At 57.1% G+C, this 20,075-nt stretch carries 21 protein-coding genes; 11 read left to right on the plus strand and 10 right to left on the minus strand.

The window, feature by feature from the left end:
* Positions 1-168 precede the first annotated feature (168 nt).
* Both ACA061_RS11265 and ACA061_RS11270 read left to right on the plus strand, forming a co-directional pair.
* A complete protein-coding gene (locus tag ACA061_RS11265) occupies positions 169-1,251 on the plus strand; it encodes a hypothetical protein (protein WP_497301560.1) in 1,083 nt (360 codons plus the stop codon).
* 2 nt (positions 1,252-1,253) lie between these two features.
* Positions 1,254-1,610 (plus strand): DUF1428 domain-containing protein, encoded by a 357-nt coding sequence (locus ACA061_RS11270; RefSeq protein ID WP_497301562.1) that lies wholly within the window; start codon positions 1,254-1,256, stop codon positions 1,608-1,610.
* A gap of 385 nt (positions 1,611-1,995) precedes the next feature.
* Here the strand turns inward: ACA061_RS11270 and ACA061_RS11275 are convergent, their stop codons facing one another.
* The gene (locus ACA061_RS11275; RefSeq protein WP_150605187.1) at positions 1,996-2,190 is read right to left on the minus strand and encodes a hypothetical protein; all 195 of its coding nucleotides are present in this window, start codon (positions 2,188-2,190) and stop codon (positions 1,996-1,998) included.
* Positions 2,191-2,297: 107 nt separating this feature from the next.
* Here ACA061_RS11275 and thpR point away from each other — a divergent pair, with 107 nt between their 5' ends.
* Positions 2,298-2,837: an RNA 2',3'-cyclic phosphodiesterase gene (gene thpR, locus ACA061_RS11280; RefSeq protein ID WP_497301566.1), complete on the plus strand. Its 540-nt coding sequence runs from the start codon at positions 2,298-2,300 to the stop codon at positions 2,835-2,837.
* A gap of 275 nt (positions 2,838-3,112) precedes the next feature.
* Here thpR and ACA061_RS11285 read toward each other — a convergent pair whose 3' ends face one another.
* The 5 genes from ACA061_RS11285 to ACA061_RS11305 all read right to left on the minus strand — a co-directional run bounded on the left by ACA061_RS11285 (position 3,113) and on the right by ACA061_RS11305 (position 8,470).
* Entirely contained in the window at positions 3,113-4,210 is a 1,098-nt protein-coding gene (locus ACA061_RS11285) for a polyamine ABC transporter substrate-binding protein (protein WP_210701929.1), read from the minus strand.
* Between the two features lie 221 nt (positions 4,211-4,431).
* Positions 4,432-5,310 (minus strand): ABC transporter permease subunit, encoded by an 879-nt coding sequence (locus ACA061_RS11290; protein ID WP_150605184.1) that lies wholly within the window; start codon positions 5,308-5,310, stop codon positions 4,432-4,434.
* Entirely contained in the window at positions 5,307-6,188 is an 882-nt protein-coding gene (locus tag ACA061_RS11295; protein ID WP_191626509.1) for an ABC transporter permease subunit, read from the minus strand. Before ACA061_RS11295 ends, ACA061_RS11290 begins: the two co-directional genes overlap by 4 nt.
* Positions 6,189-6,217: 29 nt before the next feature.
* Positions 6,218-7,360, minus strand: coding sequence for an ABC transporter ATP-binding protein (locus tag ACA061_RS11300; RefSeq protein WP_150605182.1), 1,143 nt, complete (start codon positions 7,358-7,360; stop codon positions 6,218-6,220).
* A gap of 348 nt (positions 7,361-7,708) precedes the next feature.
* Positions 7,709-8,470, minus strand: coding sequence for a gamma-glutamyl-gamma-aminobutyrate hydrolase family protein (locus ACA061_RS11305; protein WP_150605180.1), 762 nt, complete (start codon positions 8,468-8,470; stop codon positions 7,709-7,711).
* A gap of 281 nt (positions 8,471-8,751) precedes the next feature.
* Here ACA061_RS11305 and ACA061_RS11310 point away from each other — a divergent pair, with 281 nt between their 5' ends.
* From ACA061_RS11310 to ACA061_RS11330, 5 genes are all read left to right on the plus strand, one after another.
* Positions 8,752-10,128 (plus strand): glutamine synthetase family protein, encoded by a 1,377-nt coding sequence (locus ACA061_RS11310; protein ID WP_150605179.1) that lies wholly within the window; start codon positions 8,752-8,754, stop codon positions 10,126-10,128.
* 174 nt (positions 10,129-10,302) lie between these two features.
* Positions 10,303-11,793, plus strand: coding sequence for an aldehyde dehydrogenase (locus ACA061_RS11315; RefSeq protein ID WP_497301572.1), 1,491 nt, complete (start codon positions 10,303-10,305; stop codon positions 11,791-11,793).
* 52 nt (positions 11,794-11,845) lie between these two features.
* On the plus strand, positions 11,846-13,129 hold the full coding sequence (locus ACA061_RS11320; RefSeq protein WP_150605177.1) for an NAD(P)/FAD-dependent oxidoreductase: 1,284 nt from the start codon (positions 11,846-11,848) through the stop codon (positions 13,127-13,129).
* 488 nt (positions 13,130-13,617) lie between these two features.
* Positions 13,618-14,166, plus strand: coding sequence for a cupin domain-containing protein (locus tag ACA061_RS11325; protein ID WP_042558757.1), 549 nt, complete (start codon positions 13,618-13,620; stop codon positions 14,164-14,166).
* Positions 14,167-14,470: 304 nt separating this feature from the next.
* Positions 14,471-14,890 (plus strand): hypothetical protein, encoded by a 420-nt coding sequence (locus tag ACA061_RS11330; protein WP_497301574.1) that lies wholly within the window; start codon positions 14,471-14,473, stop codon positions 14,888-14,890.
* A 1-nt stretch (position 14,891) separates the two neighbouring features.
* Here the strand turns inward: ACA061_RS11330 and ACA061_RS11335 are convergent, their stop codons facing one another.
* The 3 genes from ACA061_RS11335 to ACA061_RS11345 form a co-directional block, all read right to left on the minus strand.
* Positions 14,892-15,587: a DUF4225 domain-containing protein gene (locus ACA061_RS11335; protein WP_497301575.1), complete on the minus strand. Its 696-nt coding sequence runs from the start codon at positions 15,585-15,587 to the stop codon at positions 14,892-14,894.
* Positions 15,580-16,080 carry an Hcp family type VI secretion system effector gene (locus ACA061_RS11340; RefSeq protein WP_150618151.1) on the minus strand — a complete coding sequence of 167 codons (501 nt, stop codon included), beginning with the start codon at positions 16,078-16,080 and terminating at the stop codon, positions 15,580-15,582. Before ACA061_RS11340 ends, ACA061_RS11335 begins: the two co-directional genes overlap by 8 nt.
* A gap of 741 nt (positions 16,081-16,821) precedes the next feature.
* Positions 16,822-17,253 (minus strand): hypothetical protein, encoded by a 432-nt coding sequence (locus ACA061_RS11345; protein WP_497301576.1) that lies wholly within the window; start codon positions 17,251-17,253, stop codon positions 16,822-16,824.
* A 163-nt stretch (positions 17,254-17,416) separates the two neighbouring features.
* Here ACA061_RS11345 and ACA061_RS11350 point away from each other — a divergent pair, with 163 nt between their 5' ends.
* The 3 genes from ACA061_RS11350 (at position 17,417) to ACA061_RS11360 (ending at position 19,383) form a co-directional block, all read left to right on the plus strand.
* A complete protein-coding gene (locus tag ACA061_RS11350) occupies positions 17,417-17,737 on the plus strand; it encodes a hypothetical protein (RefSeq protein WP_497301578.1) in 321 nt (106 codons plus the stop codon).
* A gap of 74 nt (positions 17,738-17,811) precedes the next feature.
* Positions 17,812-18,234, plus strand: coding sequence for an HD domain-containing protein (locus ACA061_RS11355; RefSeq protein WP_497301580.1), 423 nt, complete (start codon positions 17,812-17,814; stop codon positions 18,232-18,234).
* A gap of 129 nt (positions 18,235-18,363) precedes the next feature.
* Positions 18,364-19,383, plus strand: coding sequence for an AbrB family transcriptional regulator (locus ACA061_RS11360; protein ID WP_497301583.1), 1,020 nt, complete (start codon positions 18,364-18,366; stop codon positions 19,381-19,383).
* Between the two features lie 5 nt (positions 19,384-19,388).
* Here the strand turns inward: ACA061_RS11360 and ACA061_RS11365 are convergent, their stop codons facing one another.
* Positions 19,389-20,009, minus strand: a complete 621-nt coding sequence (locus ACA061_RS11365) for a hypothetical protein (RefSeq protein WP_497301584.1) — start codon at positions 20,007-20,009, stop codon at positions 19,389-19,391.
* Between the last annotated feature and the right edge of the window lie 66 nt (positions 20,010-20,075).

The raw sequence follows: 20,075 nt of genomic DNA on the forward strand, positions 1-20,075 counted from the left end.
TCGCTGGCAAGCCAGCTCCCACAGTGATCTTCGGTGAACACAAATTCAGGAACGACGCGAAACCTGTGGGAGCTGGCTTGCCAGCGATGAGGCCGGAACATCCAGCAACACCGCTGACTGACCCACCTATACTCAAATGTGCTCCCTCCTCAAAAGGACACCCCCACCGTGAACCTGCGTGCGCTGGTCGTCGCCGCACTGTTTCTGCTGGCCGGTTGCACCACGTCGCCCCGGGCTCCGGTGACTGCTGCTCCAGCCGTCGTGGTGTCGCCCGCGACCTGGCGACAGATCGACCAAGAAATCGTCAGCGCCTCGCAACAAGCCACCGAGCAGGTCAAGTTGTTCGCCCGGGGTTCGATGGAACATTGGCGCACTCGCGTCTATCAGCAAACTGAAGAAAATTTCATCCCGTGGTTCAGCAGCTACTGGACCCAGGAATGGCTGTCGATGAAGGTCAGTTGGTACACGATCAGTGCCGGTGGCGAGCAGGATGCTTCGGCCAAGCGCTTGGCGACGTATCTGCTTGATCAGTATCAGAAAAGGGTGCTTGCGCCGGTCGCGGTGGAGGTTGATCCGGATGCGATCCTCGGCCAGGCCACGGCGTTCTATGCAGAGCTGATGGCTCGGCAGATGCCGCTCATCGCCCAGCGCCACCGCGTGCCGGTTGCCCAGCTCAACGGTCGTTTGCAGAAGATCCCGGCCATTGCTCTCGGACCCCCGCCGGCGCGGGATGCCTCGTTGTACAAAGTCATCAGCACCGAACCGTTGACCACACTGCCGGCCTACGCGGCACTGATAGATAAAATTCACACCGACGGCGGCGCCAAAGGCATTGGTTCGACGGATGCCGGCATGGCCCCGGTAGCCAAGCGTGCGAGCCAGCGAATGGAGGCGGAAATGGCCCCGCGCGGTGCCGCCAGTGCGGTGGCAGCAGCGGCGGGCAAACTGGCCGGGGCGATGATTTCCGTCGGCGTGATGGGCATCCGCGCGATCCTCCAGGCCAACGACCGGCCCGACAGTGAGGCGCTGATCCGCAGCAGCCTGGGCAACACCTTCGACAAGGCCTGGCTGAAACTGGTGCAGAACCCGACCACTGGCGTGATGGCCGGCACGCTGCACATGGCCGGGCAGGTGGAGCGCAATTTGGGAGCGGGCGAAGAGCCGTCGGTCGGGTTTGGGGCTAATCGTGTCGAATGGCGTCCGCCGGAATCGACTACCCAGCAGATCGAACCCAACGTACCAGGAGAATGATCATGGCTTACATCGATATTTTTGTAGCGCCGGTCCCGACTGCCAATCGCGAGCAGTACAAAAAGCACGCTGAAATCGCAGCAGTGATCTTCAAGGAATACGGCGCCCTGAGCGTCGCTGAATGCTGGGGTGATGATGTCCCGGACGGCAAGCTCACGTCGTTCCCGATGGCGGTAAAACTCAAGAAAGGTGAAACCGTCGCGTCCGGCTGGCTGATCTGGCCGGACAAAGCCACTCGCGATACCGGCATGGCGAAAATGATGGAAGACCCGCGCATGCAACCGGACGTCAACCCGATGCCGTTTAATGGACAGCGGATGATCTTCGGCGGCTTCCAGTACCTCATCGAACCTGAATAAATCCTCTGTAGGAGTGAGCCTGCTCGCGATTGCAATGTGTCAGTGATCACAAATGTCACCTGACCCACCGCTATCGCTGGCAAGCCAGCTCCCACAGGTTTCTCGGGTGTTAACAGAAATACAAAATCCATCAAAATCCCTGTGGGAGCTGGCTTGCCAGCGATTTGACCCGCAAATCCTGTATCTGTCTTGCCTGACCCACCGCAACCGCCAGCAGGCTAGCTCCCACAGGTTTCTGTGTGATGGTATCGATGGTGAATACACCGCAGATCCCTGTAGGAGCTGCCGAAGGCTGCGATCTTTTGATCTTGCCCTAAAAAACAAGATCAAAAGATCGCCGCCTCGTTTCACTCGACAGCTCCTACATGGAGGGCGGGGCTTGGGGTCACTCTGCGGAGGGGGTGATCCGGCAGCCTTTGCGGTTGCGGATCTGTTCGTCCGTCGGGCGTTCGCGGACGAATTCAAAACGCGGCTCACCTTCGCTGTAATGCACCAGCCAGCCCCATTCCAGCTCGGTTTCATCTTGCCCGGGATTCGGTGGTCGGGCCCACCACGGTTCTTTGCTGAGGATCTCGCGCATGGCGGCCTCCGGTCGATGGCAATCCTTGAACTATAGACCGGTGTCGCGAGTCGTCAGATCAGGCTGTGTAGAATCACGCCGATCACGAGGAACGAAGGAGCCCGGCCATGACCGATGACGCGTACAGGGATGAACCCTCCAAACGCCTGTTCTTCGCGCTGGACTGCCCGCCGGCGCAGCGCAAGGCAATAGCCCAGTGGCGCGCTGAGTTGGGCCTCAGAACCGGCAAGCCAGTGCCGGCAGACAACTTTCATCTGACGCTGCTGTTTCTCGGCGCCGTGCCGTTAGCGCAGATCGGCGAAGTCTGTGAGGCGGCTGCGAAAGTGCGCACGCCGGGTGAAGCCTTGCGGATTTCACTGGATCGCTTGCAGGTCTGGCATCGCGCCGGGGTGTTGTCATTAGCGCCGGAGCAGGCACCGCAGTCGTTGTTGCGATTGGTCTATGCACTTGAACAGGCGATGCTGCCATTCGGTTTTGAAGAGACTGCCCACGAGTTTCGCCCGCACCTGACCTTGGCCCGTGACTACCGCGCGCCGGAGCCGGAATCGGCCACGCCGGCGGAATTTTTCCTGCGTGCCGAGCGCTTTGCGTTGTTTGAATCGCACAAGGGTCGCTATCGGATTTTGCAGGATTGGCCGCTGATCTGAGCCACAAAAAAAGGCGCCCGAGGGCGCCTGAAATTCACCTGAGCCGAGGGAGCCAGGTGAGGCCGTTCATATGCAGGGTGCAGCGGTGGTAAGGCGCTGCGTGAACGGGAAACCAATAATTCTCAAACCACACACAATTCCACTGTAGGAGCTGCCGAAGGCTCGGGCCGCGATCGGACGATCTTTTGCCTTTGGGCTTTCAAGATCAAAAGCAAGATCAAAAGATCGTCCGATCGCGGCCCGAGCTTTCGGCAGCTCCTACACTGGGTAGTGGGTTACTTACCGAGTTTCACTCGGGTCCAGCCGCGGGTCATTATCCGCTGGGTCGCAATCGGCTGATCCGGCACCGCATACAGCGTCGCCATCACCGCTTGCGAGGGGTACGAGCCCGGGTCGTTACGGATCGCTTCGTCGACCAATGGCGTCGCCGCCGAGTTGGCGTTGCTGTAGCCGTTGCTGTTGGTGATCTCGGCGATGATGTCCGGGCGCATCAAAAAGTCCATGAACAGATACGCGTTGTCGACGTTCGCCGCATCACGCGGGATGGCGACCATGTCGTAGAAACTGCCGGCGCCTTCCTTGGGAATGCTGTAGTCGATCTTCACCTTGTTACCCGATTCCATCGCGCGGGCCTTGGCCTGCAGGACGTCACCGGAGTAGCCGACCGCCACGCAGATGTTGCCGTTGGCCAGGTCGGAGATGTACTTCGAGGAATGGAAATACGCCACGTACGGGCGGATCTTCATGAACAGCGCTTCGGCTTCCATGATGTGCGCCTTGTCCTTGTCGTTCACCGGGTAACCCAGGTAGTGCAGGGCGGCCGGGATCATTTCGGTCGGCGAGTCGAGGAAACTGATGCCACAGGCCTTCAGCTTTTCCGCATTTTCCGGCTTGAACAGCAAGTCCCAGGAGTTAGTCGGGGCGTCGGCGCCGAGTACTTCCTTGACCTTGGCCGGGTTGAAACCGATGCCGATCGAGCCCCACATGTACGGGAACGCGTGAGCGTTGTCCGGGTCACTGGCAGCAGCATTTTTCAGCAGCACCGGGTTGAGATTCTTCCAGTTGGGCAGCTTCGATTTATCCAGCGGCTGATAGACGCCAGCCTTTATCTGCTTGGCCAGAAAACTGTTGGACGGCACGACGAGGTCATAGCCGGATTTGCCCGCCAGCAAGCGCGCCTCGAGGGTTTCGTTGCTGTCGAAGACGTCGTAGGTCACGCGGATACCGGTCTCGTCTTCGAACTTCTTGACGGTGTCCGGCGCGATGTAATCGGACCAGTTGTAAACACGCAGCACTTTGTCGTTGGCCTGGGCGCCCATGACGATTGCGCCCATTAAGGACAGTGTCAGCAGAGTCCTGCCAAACATTTTCATCGGTACAACTCCATTTTTTTTATTCAAAAACACAAACCGGGTGTACATGGAACTTTGGGAGAGAGCTTCTGTGGCGAGGGGATTTATCCCCGATCGGCTGCGAAGCAGTCGCAAAACCATTGCATGCGGTGTTCCTGGTAAACCGCGAGTGCCTGGCTTAGGGCTGCTTCGCAGCCCATCGGGGATAAATCCCCTCACCACAATGGATCTCCATCAAACCGTCAGGCAGTTGTGGCGGCACGTTGCGGCTGCTGCCACGACTCATTCGCTGTCTGATCCATCGCTTCCTGAATCGCCCGCTTGCGGTTGGCCTCTGCCTTGCGGCCGAAGTACCAGACGAGGAAGGTCACCAGCGACACCGCCAGCAGAATAAGACTCGCCACCGCGTTGATCTCAGGCTTCACGCCCAGACGCACCGCCGAGAACACTTCCATCGGCAGGGTGGTTGAGCCTGGGCCGGAGACGAAGCTCGCCAACACCAGGTCATCCAGCGACAAGGCGAACGACATCATCCCGCCCGCCGCCAGCGACGGCGCGATCATCGGAATGGTGATCAGGAAAAACACCTTGAACGGCTTCGCGCCCAAGTCCATCGCCGCTTCTTCAATTGACAGGTCCAGTTCACGCAGGCGGGCGGAGACTACTACCGCCACATAGGCTGCACAAAACGTGGTGTGGGCGATCCAGATCGTGACGATGCCACGTTCCTGTGGCCAGCCGATCAGTTGCGCCATCGCCACGAACAGCAGCAACAACGACAGGCCGGTGATCACTTCAGGCATCACCAACGGCGCGGTGACCAGGCCGCCAAACAGCGTGCGACCCTTGAAGCGTGTTACCCGAGTCAGCACGAACGCAGCCAGAGTACCGAGTGCCACAGCCGCAACGGCGGTGTAGCAGGCGATTTCCAGCGAGCGTCCCACCGAGCCCATCAGTTGCGTATTGTCGAGCAAACCGGTGTACCACTTGATCGACCAGCCGCCCCATACCGTCACCAGTTTCGAGGCGTTGAACGAGTAGATCACCAGGATCAGCATCGGCAGATAGATGAACGTCAGGCCGAAGATCAACATGAATTTTGCAAAACCGAAGCGTTTCATCCCCGTGCCTCCATCTCTTTGGCCTGGCTGCGGTTGAACAGCAGAATCGGCACAATCAGGATCAACAGCATCACCACCGCCAGGGCAGACGCCACCGGCCAGTCGCGGTTATTGAAGAACTCTTGCCACAGCACGCGACCGATCATCAGCGTCTCCGGGCCACCCAACAGTTCCGGAATCACGAACTCGCCAACCACCGGAATGAACACCAGCATGCAGCCTGCGATGATGCCGTTCTTGGCCAGCGGTACGGTGATTTTCCAGAAGTTGTTGAAGTTGCTCGACCCCAGGTCCGACGCGGCTTCCAGCAGACTGCCGTCGTGCTTCACCAGGTTGGCGTACAGCGGCAACACCATGAACGGCAGGTAGGCATAAACCACGCCGATATACACCGCCGTGTTGGTGTTGAGGATCTCGATCGAGTGATCGGTCAGGCCAGTCCACATCAGAAAACTGTTGAGCAAACCGTTGTTGCTGAGAATGCCCATCCACGCATAAACGCGGATCAGGATCGCGGTCCAGGTCGGCATCATGATCAACAGCAGCAGGACGTTTTGTGTTTCCTTGCCGGTCTTGGTGATCGCGTAAGCCATCGGGAAACCGATCACCAGGCACATCAGCGTGCTCAGTGCCGCGACCTTCAGCGAACCGAGGTAGGCCGACAGGTACAACTCGTCTTCGCCGAGCATGGCGTAGTTGCCGATGTTCAGCAGCAGCTGGAATTTCTGTTCGGCGTAGGTGTAGATCTCCGAGTACGGCGGGATTGACAGCGCAGCTTCCGAGAAGCTGATCTTCATCACCAGGAAAAACGGCAGCATGAAGAACAGGAACAGCCAGATGAACGGAATACCGATCACCAGTTTTCGGCCACTGGGCACCAGGCGCAGGAATTGCTGATTGAAGGTTCTCATGAGCGCAGTACCACGCCGCTGTCGTCTTCCCACCAGACGTAAACCTTGTCGTCCCAGGTCGGTCGCGCGCCACGGCGTTCAGCGTTGGCCATGAACGACTGGACGATTTTGCCGCCCGGCAATTCGACGTAGAACACCGAGTGGCCGCCGAGGTAGGCGATGTCATGCACTTTGCCTTCGGACCAGTTGTAGCGGAACTCGGGCTGGGTGGTGCTGACGAGCATTTTTTCCGGACGGATCGCGTAGGTGATCGATTTGTCCTGCACCGAGGTGCTGACGCCGTGACCGACGTAGATCTTCTGCTGCAAGTCCGGGCTGTGGATGATCGCGTGACCTTCAAGGTCTTCCACCACGGTGCCGTCGAAGGCGTTCACGTTGCCGATGAACTCGCAGACCATGCGGCTGACCGGTGCTTCATAGATGTCGATCGGGCTGCCGATCTGCGCGATCCAGCCCAGGTGCATGATCGCAATGCGCTCGGCCATGGTCATGGCTTCTTCCTGGTCGTGAGTGACCATCACGCAGGTCACGCCGACGCGCTCGATGATCTCAACCAGTTCCAGCTGCATTTGCGAACGCAGCTTTTTATCCAGCGCGCCCATCGGTTCGTCGAGCAGCAACAGCTTCGGACGCTTGGCCAGCGAGCGGGCGAGGGCGACACGTTGGCGCTGACCACCGGACAACTGATGCGGTTTACGTTTGGCGTATTGGGTCATGTGCACCAGACGCAGCATTTCTTCAACGCGGGCGTCGATTTCACTGGCTGGCAAACGGTCCTGCTTGAGGCCGAAGGCGATGTTCTGCGCGACGGTCATGTGCGGGAACAGCGCGTAGGACTGGAACATCATGTTGATCGGCCGCTCGTACGGCGGCATGTCGGTGATGTCCACGCCGTCGAGCAGAATCCGTCCTTCAGTCGGGCGCTCGAAACCGGCAAGCATGCGCAGCAGGGTCGATTTACCCGAGCCGGAGCCGCCGAGCAGGGCAAAGATTTCGCCCTGATGGATCTCCAGTGATACATCGTCCACTGCGGTGGTTTCGTCGAACTTCTTGGTGACACGATCGACTTTCACCAACACCTTTTTCGGTTGCTGATGACCTTCAAGTGCCTTCCTGTAAGTGCTGGAGGCGTTTGCCATGTGAAACTCCCAACAGGTTTCAGTGCCTGGCCAACGTGGCCTGGCTTAAGTGGATTGCAAGCCTGGAAAAACAATTCCCGTCATCACACGGTCCCTGTAGGAGCTGCCGAAGGCTGCGATCTTTGGATCTTGATCTTTAACAACAAAGTCAAAAGATCGCAGCCTTCGGCAGCTCCTACAGGGGACTGCGTCTGTGGCAGGTTGCTCCGGCTTGTTCGGCGCCGCCGTCCTGGCTGCCTGGGTCGTACTTGTTGTTATTACGGGTGTTGTTTTTCACGAATGACGGATGCGCGCAGGCACACCCGACTTGCGTGGGGGCAGTAAATCGTTACGTATTCTTTGGTTGTGTCAGCGCTGGTTACGCCGCGCCGCACGCTGGCGGCAAGCCTCACCGAAAGCCTGGAAGATCTTCAGGTAGTTCGGGTTGTCGAGCACTTGCCACTCCGGGTGCCATTGCACGCCGAGGGCAAAGGTCGGGCTGTGCTCCACCGAGATCGCCTCGATCAGACCATCCGGCGCCACCGCTTCGGCACGCAGGCCGGGCGCGAGGCGGTCGATGCCCTGACTGTGAATCGAGTTGACCTGAAACTCGCCCGGCAACTCCAGCGCTTCGAACACACCACCGCCAAGCACAGTGACCGCATGAGCCGGTGCGTATTGCACGGCCACATCCGGGCTGTCTGCTTCACGGTGATCGAGCATGCCCGGCAGCTCATGCACCTTCTGATGCAGGCTGCCGCCGAATGCCACGTTCATCTCCTGGAAGCCGCGGCAAATGCCCAGCACCGGAACGCCCGCCGCAATGGCTGCACGCAATAAAGGAAGGGTGGTGGCATCCCGCGCCGGATCGTGATCCGTGCCGGGAGTGCTGGCCGGGCCCTGATAGTGGAAGGGTTCCACGTTGGAAGGCGAACCGGTCAGCAACAGACCGTCGAGTTGACCGAGCAGGTCCTCGATTTCAGTCAGGTTGCCAAGGGAAGGAATGACCACTGGCAGCCCCTGAGCGCCAACGCTGACAGCACGAACGTACTTGTCGCCGCTGATGTGATAGGGGTGCAGGCCAATCTGTTTGACGCACGCAGTAACGCCGATCAATGGCTTGAATGCCATTTTTATTCACCTCGAGTCTGACACTTGAACGAGCTTTTCCGGAGCTTAGCCTCGTTGATTTTAATTAACAACTGCCATGTAAAAAATTCTAAACGCCTTTCATCAAATCTTCATGATTGGCGGGCATCTGCCGCCTGTTTTGGCACGCAGGTGTCAAGAAAAGCCCTAAAAATAAAGGCTGAGCGGCAGGGTGTTCGCTATTGACTTCACTTTGCCGTTCGGGTTGACTGGCTCGGCGAAACAGCAGTGAACATAATAATTAACAGCTAAATAGGTGCATCATGTCGGTCCCTCTGCGTACCGTTCAACTCAACGAAGCAAACGCATTCCTTAAGAAATATCCTGAGGTTTTGTACGTCGACCTTCTGATTGCGGATATGAACGGTGTGGTGCGCGGCAAGCGCATCGAACGCACCAGTCTTCATAAGGTTTACGAGAAAGGCATCAACCTGCCGGCCTCGCTTTTCGCCCTAGACATCAATGGCTCCACGGTGGAAAGCACCGGCCTGGGTCTGGACATCGGCGACGCTGACCGCATCTGCTACCCGATCCCCGGCACCCTAAGCATCGAGCCGTGGCAGAAGCGCCCAACCGCACAACTGTTAATGACCATGCACGAGATCGAAGGCCAGCCGTTCTTCGCTGACCCGCGTGAAGTGCTGGCCAATGTGGTGCGTAAATTCGACGACCTCGGCCTGACCATTTGCGCAGCGTTCGAACTCGAGTTCTACCTGATCGACCAGGACAACGTGAACGGCCGTCCGCAGTCGCCACGCTCGCCGGTTTCCGGCAAGCGCCCAGTGTCGACTCAGGTCTACCTGATCGACGACCTCGACGAATACGTCGACTGCCTGCAAGACATCCTCGAAGGCGCGAAAGAGCAGGGCATTCCTGCTGACGCCATCGTCAAGGAAAGCGCCCCGGCGCAGTTCGAAGTCAACCTGCATCACGTCTCCGATCCGATCAAGGCATGCGACTACGCCGTCCTGCTCAAGCGTCTGGTGAAAAACATCGCCTACGACCACGAGATGGACACTACCTTCATGGCCAAGCCGTATCCGGGCCAGGCGGGTAACGGTCTGCACGTGCACATTTCGATCCTGGACAAAGAAGGCAACAACATCTTCGCCAGCGAGGATCCCGAGCAGAACGCCGCGCTGCGACATGCGATCGGCGGTGTGCTGGAGACCCTGCCTGCGCAAATGGCCTTCCTCTGCCCGAACGTCAACTCGTACCGTCGTTTCGGCGCACAGTTCTACGTGCCGAACTCGCCGTGCTGGGGCATCGACAATCGCACTGTGGCGATTCGTGTGCCGACCGGTTCTGCTGACGCTGTGCGCATTGAACATCGTGTAGCCGGTGCGGACGCCAACCCGTACCTGCTGATGGCGTCGGTACTGGCCGGTGTTCACCACGGCCTGACCAACCAGATCGAGCCGGGCGCCCCGGTCGAAGGCAACAGCTACGAGCAGAACGAACAGAGCCTGCCGAACAACCTGCGTGACGCATTGCGCGAGCTGGACGACAGCGAAGTCATGGCCCGCTACATCGACCCGCTGTACATCGACGTGTTTGTCGCGTGCAAGGAAAGCGAGCTGGCCGAGTTCGAGAACTCGATCTCTGACCTTGAGTACAACTGGTATCTGCATACCGTTTAAAGCCCAGCACCATTCCCTGTAGGAGCTGCCGAAGGCTGCGATCTTTTGACTTTGTTTTTCAAGGTCAAGATCAAAAGATCGCAGCCTTCGGCAGCTCCTACAGGGGATCGGGTTACCAGATTTTGATCGGCGGCGTTCGTCCGCTGCTCACCACCCCCTCGTCGAGCCATAACAATGACAACGACCCGCAACGACTGGGAACAACGCTTCCAGTCCCTGACCATTGAATCCCGCGCGTTCATCAACGGTGAATACCGCACGGCGATCAGCGGCGACACCTTCGAATGCCTGAGCCCCGTTGACGGCCGTTTTCTGGCCTCCGTCGCCAGCACCGATGAAGCCGACGCCAACCTCGCCGTCGAAGCCGCACGCCAATCGTTTGAATCCGGCGTGTGGGCCAACAAAGCCCCGGCCGAGCGCAAGCGCATCCTGATCCGCTTTGCCGATCTGATCCTGCAGAACCAGGATGAACTGGCGCTGCTGGAAACCCTCGACATGGGCAAACCGATCAGCGACTCGATGAGCATCGACATCCCGGCGACTGCCAACGCGATCCGCTGGAGCGCCGAAGCCGTCGACAAGATTTACGACGAAGTGGCCGCTACTCCGCACGACCAACTTGGCCTGATCACTCGCGAACCTTGCGGCGTGGTGGCGGCCATCGTGCCCTGGAACTTCCCGCTGATCATGGCCAGCTGGAAATTCGCCCCAGCGCTGGCCGCTGGTAACTCGTTCATCCTCAAGCCTTCGGAAAAGTCGCCGCTGACCGCCATCCGCATCGCGCAGTTGGCACTGGATGCCGGCATTCCGAAAGGCGTGTTCAACGTCCTGCCAGGCTTCGGCCACACCGTCGGCAAGGCGCTGGCGTTGCACATGGACGTCGACGTGCTGGCCTTCACGGGCTCCACGGCGATTGCCAAGCAACTGATGATTTATGCCGGCCAGAGCAACATGAAACGCGTCTGGCTCGAAGCAGGGGGCAAGAGCCCGAACGTGGTGTTTGCCGACGCACCGGACTTGCGCGCCGCGGCACAAGCAGCGGCCGGCGCCATCGCCTTCAACCAGGGCGAAGTCTGCACAGCCGGTTCGCGCTTGCTGGTCGAGCGTTCGATCCGTGAGCAGTTCATTCCGCTGCTGGTGGAAGCACTGCAAGCGTGGAAACCCGGCCACGCCCTCGACCCGGCGACCACCGTCGGCGCCGTGGTCGATCAGCGTCAACTCGACAACGTGCTGCGTTACATCAACATCGGACGCGAGCAGGGCGCCGAGCTGATTGCCGGTGGCCAGCGCACCCTTGAAGAAACCGGTGGCCTTTACGTGCAACCGGCGATTTTCGACGGCGTGACCAACGCCATGACCATCGCTCAGGAAGAAATTTTCGGCCCGGTACTGTCGCTGATCACCTTCGACACCGTTGAAGAAGCACTGCAGATCGCCAACGACAGCATCTTCGGCCTCGCCGCCGGCGTCTGGACCAGCAACCTGAGCAAGGCGCACACCTTCGCTCGTGGCCTGCGTGCCGGCAGCGTCTGGGTCAACCAGTACGACGGCGGCGACATGACCGCGCCGTTCGGTGGCTTCAAACAGTCGGGCAACGGTCGCGATAAATCGCTGCACGCATTCGACAAGTACACCGAGCTGAAAGCGACCTGGATCAAGCTCTAACTCTTTTACAGCGGCGGTTGCTGGCGTGTGCCGGCGACCCTCGGAGAACCCTATGAAACAACAACACGTAAACAGCTACTACGCCGCCACTCGCAACGAAGTCATCGACTTTCCGACCCTCGAAGAAGCGGTGGATTGCGACGTCTGCATCATCGGCGCCGGTTACACGGGCCTGTCCTCGGCACTGTTCCTCGCCGAGGCTGGCTATAAAGTCACGGTGCTGGAAGCGGCGAAGGTCGGCTACGGCGCGAGCGGCCGTAACGGCGGGCAACTGGTCAACTCGTACAGCCGCGACGTTGACGTGATCGAAGAGCGCTACGGCGACAAGACCGCGGAAATTCTCGGTAGCATGATCTTCGAAGGCGCCGACATCATTCGTTCGCGCATCAAGCAATACGACATCAAATGCGACTACCGTCCGGGCGGTATCTTCGCGGCGATGAACAAGAAACAATTGAATGGCCTGGCCGAGCAGAAGAAAAACTGGGAACGCTACGGCAACCGCAATCTGAAGATGCTCGACGCTGCGGACATTCGTCGTGAAGTCGGCTCTGATGCCTACGTAGGTGGGTTGCTCGATTTGCAGGGCGGCCACGTTCACCCACTGAACCTGGCCCTCGGTGAAGCCGCAGCCATCGTTAGTTTGGGCGGCAAGATCTACGAACAATCGGCCGCGGTGGAAATCACCTACGGCGAGCCCAATGTCGTGCGCACGGCCAAAGGCCTGGTCCGCGCCAAGTACCTGTTGATCGCTGGTAACGCCTACCTGCCGCAAGGCCTCGACAACCGCGTGACCGCGAAAAGCATGCCGTGCGGCTCGCAGATCGTCGTCACCGAACCGTTGACCGAGAAACAGGCTCGCAGCCTGATCACCAACAACTACTGCGTCGAAGACTGCAACTATCTGTTGGATTACTACCGCCTCACCGCCGACAACCGTTTGCTCTACGGCGGCGGCGTGGTCTACGGCGCGCGTGAGCCGGACGACATCGAACAACTGATCCGCCCGAAGATCCTCAAGACCTTCCCGCAGCTCAAAGACGTGAAAATCGACTACCGCTGGACCGGCAATTTCCTGCTGACCATGTCACGCATGCCGCAATTCGGCCGCATCGAGAAAAACGCTTACTACATGCAGGGCTACAGTGGCCACGGCGTCACTTGCTCGCACCTGGCCGGCAAACTGATCTCGGAAATGATCCGTGGCGATGCCGAACGCTTCGACGCTTTCGCCTCCCTGCCACACATGCCAATGCTCGGCGGCCGCACCTTCTCAGCCCCACTGACCGCACTCGGCGCCGTCTACTACTCACTGCGCGACCGCTTCGGCATCTAAGTTACCTCCCCGGCGGCGGCCCCAAGACCCCGCCGGTTTTTCTTATCGCAACACCGCAGATATCCAAATGTGGGAGCTGGCTTGCCAGCGATGGCGCCTATAAAGACGCCATAACTCCCACTGACACACCAATGATCAAATTGTAGGAGTGAGCCTGCTCGCGATGAGGCCAGCCCAGTCACCATCCTTCCCACAGAAACACCCCAATCCCTGTGGGAGCGAGCTTGCTCGCGAAGGCGGTCATCCAGTCAAAAATAATGGTGAATGTGCCATCCAATCGCGAGCAGGCTCACTCCTACAGGTCCGTATTACCAAGGCAAGAAGGACTTTTGCCGCACCACCCATCGAACCTGCTGAGCAACACCACCAAACGTGATTTAATAGCCGCCTTTCACGGTTCCGGGACACGGGAGCAACGTGACCCGCGCCCCGGCGCGTCACCCGCCACCCACCCCCATTACCCTTAAGTACCTCAACATAAGGCAGTCATGGATACGGGTTCTCGACTCAAACTAGTACGCGAAAGCTACAAACTCTCCCAGCGCGAGCTGGCCCGGCGTAGCGGCGTGACCAATGCCACCATCTCCCTGATCGAACAGAATCGCGTCAGCCCCTCCGTCAGCTCATTGAAAAAGCTGCTCGAAGGCATCCCGATGTCCCTGGCCGACTTCTTCACTTTCGACCAGCCGCCACGCGAACATCAATACGTCTTCCGTGCCAACGAACAGCCCGACCTCGGCCGCCACGGCCTGCGCCTGCTGCTGATCGGCGCCTCAGTCCCGAGCCGCCAGATGCGCCTGCTGCGCGAGCAATACGCACCGGGCGCGAGTTCCGGGGAAGAGCCGATTGTTCACTCGGAAGGTGAGGAGTGTGGGTTGGTGACGCGCGGGACGGTTGAGTTGACCGTGGATGGCTCGGTGAGCGTGTTGAATGCCGGGGATGGGTATTACTTTCCGACGACGTTGCCGCATAAGTTTCGCAATATCGGGGCGGATGAGGCTGAGATTATTAGTGCGAATACGCCTGCTAACTTCTGATTGATGCTCTAGGTAAAAACCATACGCTGTAAGTAAATCCGACGCCTTGTTGAAGGGCGTCGGATTTTTTTTGAGTCGAGGAAAGGTTTGTAGGTTTGAGGGTTTTCATTTGTAGGAAGGCTCTGAATGAGTGCGTGATGATGCAGGGTTAATGGCGTGATGAATTATCTCGCATGTTTACATTGCTTCGCGCGATTTTTTTAGGGCGAAGGTGTGGTGGGATTATGAGTGTTCGGGAAAAATGTCTTGTTTCGCGCTCAATGATAAAGGGGTGCCATATGACGTTCTTGAGGCGTGTGAAGTCATGACGTTAAGATTCATAACTCAAACAATATTTTTATTTTTCTTGACTGTTGCTTTGAGTGGTATTGGCGCGTTAGTGCAAGTGAATTTTTTCAGTGGGATTTTTTTATTGTTGAAGGATGTAAAAGAAATTGTAAGTGGTCTGATTTGCGTATTGCTTCTATATGTTAATTTTCGCTACTGCTTTCCTGATCAGCTGGCTGAGTTGCGAGGGCGAAACGTCCGAAGTGATCGGTATCCTGTATGGGTGAAGCAATATATTCTCTTTAATTGTGCGTTGTTTGTTGAGGAGGTTTTTTATTACACGATTAAGGATTTGGTGAGTCTGTCTGAAGTTGTTTATAGGTTGTTAGGTTTTGTGGTTTTTGCTTCTTTTTATGCGTACATGATGTCTGGTGATGAGTTTAAGATAAAGAAGTAATTTAATTATCTTGTCGAAATTCTATTTCTTTGTTTATGTTTTTGACTGTTATGCTGTCGGTCATTAGTTCGAGTGCCAAAGCCAGACTTCCCATTTGATTATAAGCTCGTTCATAATTAATAGGGTCGTGATTGAATAACTCCATTGAGCCTGGTTTTCGCACGTGCTGCAGCATGCCAAACCCGGAAAGAATTAAGTCTACGCTGTAGTAAGCAGTGTTTCCTAAATGTATGTCGTTTGCCATAAATTGATAAAATTTACGAATCGGACCCACTGTGCTTTGAGCATCAGGGCCGTTGTAGATATTTACTACCCCTTCATGAATGTTGTTGATGCCGTGCGCCGAATAGAGTGCTCCTGCAAATATACCTTGTGGGCTTTTGCTGGAGAATTGTATGGCACCTATGTGCAATTGCATCATCCCCGCTGCAACACCTACACCGTTTTGAGCATAAAACGATACTTTGTTCAATAACTCAGCGTGTTCCTCCCTAAGCTCTTGCAACCCTTGTTTGGCACTAATAACGCCTTCATCAACAGCCCGAATAATCTCATTCGCATAGGACGAAACGATCTCGCTAAATCGCAGTTGATTGAAACTGTCATACAGTTGAATCGCGCCGATCTGGCACCCGAATGCGACCAGATCAGAAGCAGCCCGGGTAACATCGTTGATGTCACACGAATCCTCATTCATCGTCATTTCCCCAAGTGCTGAAACCGCACGTGCCTGCCTGGATATGTGTCCAGCTGATTTCGCGATAAGTAAACGACACCAATTCTTGCGGCTGGGCGTCGTTCAAATGGATGGCGTGGGGAACCTGGAGGTTGATGTGTGCGATTTTTGCGCCGGTTATGTGGATTTTGAAGTATTTGTCCTGCGTGCCAGCGGGGGAGGTTCGGTAGAAGAAGATTGTGCAGTCCAGCACTTCACGCTCATGAAGTGCGGCGGACAGTAGTGGTGAGGATTTGTCGATGTTCTTGGTGATCATGATCGGCAGGTGTTTGCCACGGTCAGCGGTAACGCCGCCGTTATTGCCGGTGGTCATGTTATGCGAGTAGGCCAGTACCATTATTTCGTCAAGGTGACCCAGTTGGCACTTGTTGCCGATGGAATTAGTGTCGGAACAGCCGGCGGAGATCAGTCCTTGTCGGTTTCCGGTAATGCTCATGTAACTGTGGTTGGCCATGGATGCTCTGCTTTATTGAATGGAAAACTCTTGTTTGAAGAGTAACCGTCAACTAAAGCCGGAACAGTGAGGCGTCGGTTCGCTGTTGATGATGTTCAGACGCGTCTTACAAGGGGCGCGGAAGTCAGGAGGTGATTATTCCGAAGTGTCAACGAGGTTGATGAGTAGGACGAGGTTGTCGGTGGCGGGGTGGGACATGTGGGCGTAGTGGTGGAGCGGTTTGTCTGTCGGTATAAGTAAAACTTCCTCGTATCTTTGAGAGAAGCTACTGCCATTCGCTGCGAATCGAAGGGTGGTAGCTATGTGCGGGTTCGCAGACCGAGGATACGAGGAACCCGGCAGATCCGAAGATCTCCCACACACGGCCACCATTGAACGGATTTCGGACGCGGGTGCGACCGCCACCGTTTTTTGGGGCGCTAGGTTACTACACGTATCGTCAGGGCTGCGAAACCCTGTTGCTGAAAATCTTGTCAGCGACAGCCCCACTCTAGGCAGCAATTGCAAAAGCCACAACCGACCTGTAGGACGCAACCAGCACCCTGTGGCGAGGGGATTTATCCCCGTTCGGCGACGCAGTCGTCGTAAACCGGCGCCCACGGTGTGTCAGAAGAATCTGGCTCACGAGTTTGGGGTCGCTTCGCTACCCGTCCGGGATGAATCCCCTCACCACAGTGATTAAGTCGAAGCAGAAAAAGGAACACCCAGCCGTGTCCCTTTTTTATGTGCGCTAAACAACCATTACTTCGATTTCCAACTCCCCCCACCACTTTCACAATCAATCTTCGCCTGCCCCAAATCCTCCGCGCCGTAGTAATACGTGGTTACCTGCGCGCCATCCGGGATGTTCAACGCCTTGGCGTTTTTGTCCTTGCTGGTGGAATGCGGGTTGGCGAGCGATTCCTGGGTGAGGGTGGCGATGCAAGTGGCCTGGTAATGGTCGTCGCATTGCTGGACCTTTTTCTTGACGGCGTTAACCATGTCTTTGCTTTCGTTGCTGCACGACCAGTCGATGGCGTTGACCGGCGTGCCTTCGTATTCATAGCAACTGTGTCCGGATACTGCCGGCACGGCGGAGCTGGAGGAGCGGGTCTGGACGTCGCAGCCTTCGGCCATGACGCAGGTGGGGATGACGCTGAAGGTGGCGATCAGAAGCAGGAATCGAATGTTCATCGGTATTTCCTCTTCAATGGCGCCGGTTCTGATCAATGATTAGGCGCTTTTAGTTTCGAGATTACTTGAGGGGCGGAGGTTCAATCAGGTTTTTGATTTGCGCTGTTCATCTAGATTGAGAAACAATCGGACACATCTAGCACCCATGGATTGGAATTTGCTCATGATCGAGATCAGCAGCCGCAACAACGCCCCCACGTCGCAGCACCCAACCCACGACGTCTACATCTTCAACATCGACCTGTCACAACCGGCCACGCCTTTTTGTTTCGAACAGTCGACTGCTGGAGGGCATGGTGGGCAGGGCGGTGCGCGCTGGTTGGCGCGGGATGAACTGGACGCCTGGCCCGGTGAATGGCGCGAGCATTTGAAGAAAGCCGATTGCGCGTGGGTCGCGCAGGTGATCGATGCGCACCCGGGAGCGGATCAAGCGGCGCTGGTTTCGTTGATTCTCGAACGTCACTGCGACCCAGTGGGGCGTTAGAGCGTGATTGGCACCTGACTCAGCGCAATATTCATGTCGGCGGCCGGTATGGCGTTTAACCCAAGGAAACCCTTATGACTCAAACACTGGAACGCGCCATTGCCATCGCTGCCACTGCGCACGCCGGGCAGGTGGACAAGGGCGGCGCGCCGTACATTTTGCATCCGCTGAAGGTGATGCTGCGCATGACTACGCTGGAAGAACGCATCGTCGCGGTGCTGCACGATGTGGTCGAGGATTGCGAAATCAGTCTCGATGACCTTCGCAAGGAAGGTTTCAGCGAAGGCGTGATTAGCGCGATCGAATCGGTGACCAAAGTGCCCGGCGAGTCCTACGAGGATTTCGTCGAACGCGCCGCGCAGAACCCGATCGGTCGCGTGGTGAAATTGGCTGATCTGGAAGAGAACAGCGACCTCTCGCGGATAGCCTCGCCGAGTTGGGAGGATCTGGAGCGGATCGAGAAGTATCGGCGCGCGATTGGCCGGTTGCGTTCATAAAACCACGCAATCCCCATTTAGGAGCTGCCGAAGGCTGCGATCTTTTGATCTTTTTAAGAGCAAGATCAAAAGATCGCAGCCTTCGGCAGCTCCTACAGGGGATCGAGTTTAATTGCCAGGAAGGCATCTATGAAATCCATTCTCTGTTTGTTGATCGCCGCCGGGTTTGGCGCGGTGTTGCAGTCCCTCGGCGTGCCTCACGGTTTGCTGTTGGGCTCGATTCTTGTCACCGCATTGGTCGCCACTAAATCAGGTTTCGCACCCGTGACGCCTTATGGCTTGGGCTACATACAGGTGGCGCTGGGAATCGCCACGGGGCTGATGTTCGAGGCGTGGGACAGTGCGACGGCATCGGCCATGTTGCCGAGCCTTGGCGTGTTGCTGCTGTGTCTGATCGTGCAGATTACGTTGGCCGCGCTGTGGCTGACGCGCGGGGCAGGGTGGAATCGCACTGATGCATTGTTGGCGGTATACCCGGGCGCATTGGCAGCGGTTTTCGATTTGCTGGAGTCGGAAAAGGCCTCAAGCAAAGTCATCATCGTGCACCTGATGCGGCTGTTGCTGATCACCGTGCTGGTGAGCTTTTTGATTCCGGGACAGGCATCGGTGGCGGTGATTGAAAGCGCTCCGTTGACGACCGGGATGGCACTGACCGTGTTTGCGGTGATCGGCTTGAGTGTCGTGCTTGGACGCTTGCTGCTGGTGATCGGCGTGCCGGCGCCGTTTATGCTCACGGCGATCATCATCACGGCGGTTTTCGTCAAAGCAGGATGGCTACACGGTTTTCACATGCCGGACTGGAGCTTGAATCTGGCGGCACTGATTCTGGGTGTACGAATCGGCTCGCGATTTCAGGGATTGGGCGTCAAGGAGTTGGGCCGGCATGGCCGCACGGCGCTGGTTTCGGTCGGGTTGATGATCGTGGTCGCGGCGGCGTTTGCCGAAGTGGCGGCGCGATTTTTGGGGAGTGATCCGCTGTCCTTATGGCTTGCGTACATGCCGGGGGCGATCGAGACGATTGCGATTGTCGCGTTTGCGGGCGGACTGAATGTGGTGTTTATCCTCACCCACCATTTGGCGCGGATGGTGCTGCTGCATTTTGCGCCGGCGCTGTTGGTGCAGGTACGGCGGGGGCGTGAGGGGGCCTGAACGAATCAATCATCGCTGTAGATCAACTCCAGTTGTTCTATCCACTCGGCGCTGGCATTGAATCTTGCGTAATAGCGCTGTTTTTCAGCGTCGCTCATACAAGTAAAAAACGGCAGGAAATAGCGCTCGTTGTAGAAACCTTGGGCACCTTGCATATTCCCTCCCCACCACGAAGGGTTATAACTCTCGAAGGCAACCAACGGTGGGGGGACAGCGATTTTTTCGCGGCTCAACAAGTCAAGAAACCTGACGCTGTTTGTTACCAGCTGAATAGAAACGGCGTTGAACTCTTGGTTTGAGGTGAAAAATATCAGACGCTCGTTGCTCAGGGGCTCTTCATATTCAAACTTCGTTAGACCGTTGAATGCGCTTTCCTTGACCTTTCGGAAGGACGAGTCGACCAATCGTTGGAAACTACTGGCGTCTTTGATTTCAGTCAAAAGTGAGATGTGGTAGGCAGATACTCCGGATTGCTCCAGCGATGTGGTCCCAGACAGGTTTGGCAGCTTGATGGACGATAACGGTGTCACAAAGTACGACTGAAGGGCTTTTAGGTTGTATCCGGCAAAAATTGGCCTGGCTTCAGGCTTGATGAGTGCGGTGATTCGGCTGAGTAAACGACGCATCGAGATCCGTGAACTGGGAAAATGAAGGTGTCTTGATGGTATCCATCACTGTGAGGGGTGTCAGTC

Source organism: Pseudomonas sp. LBUM1668 (assembly GCF_059695715.1).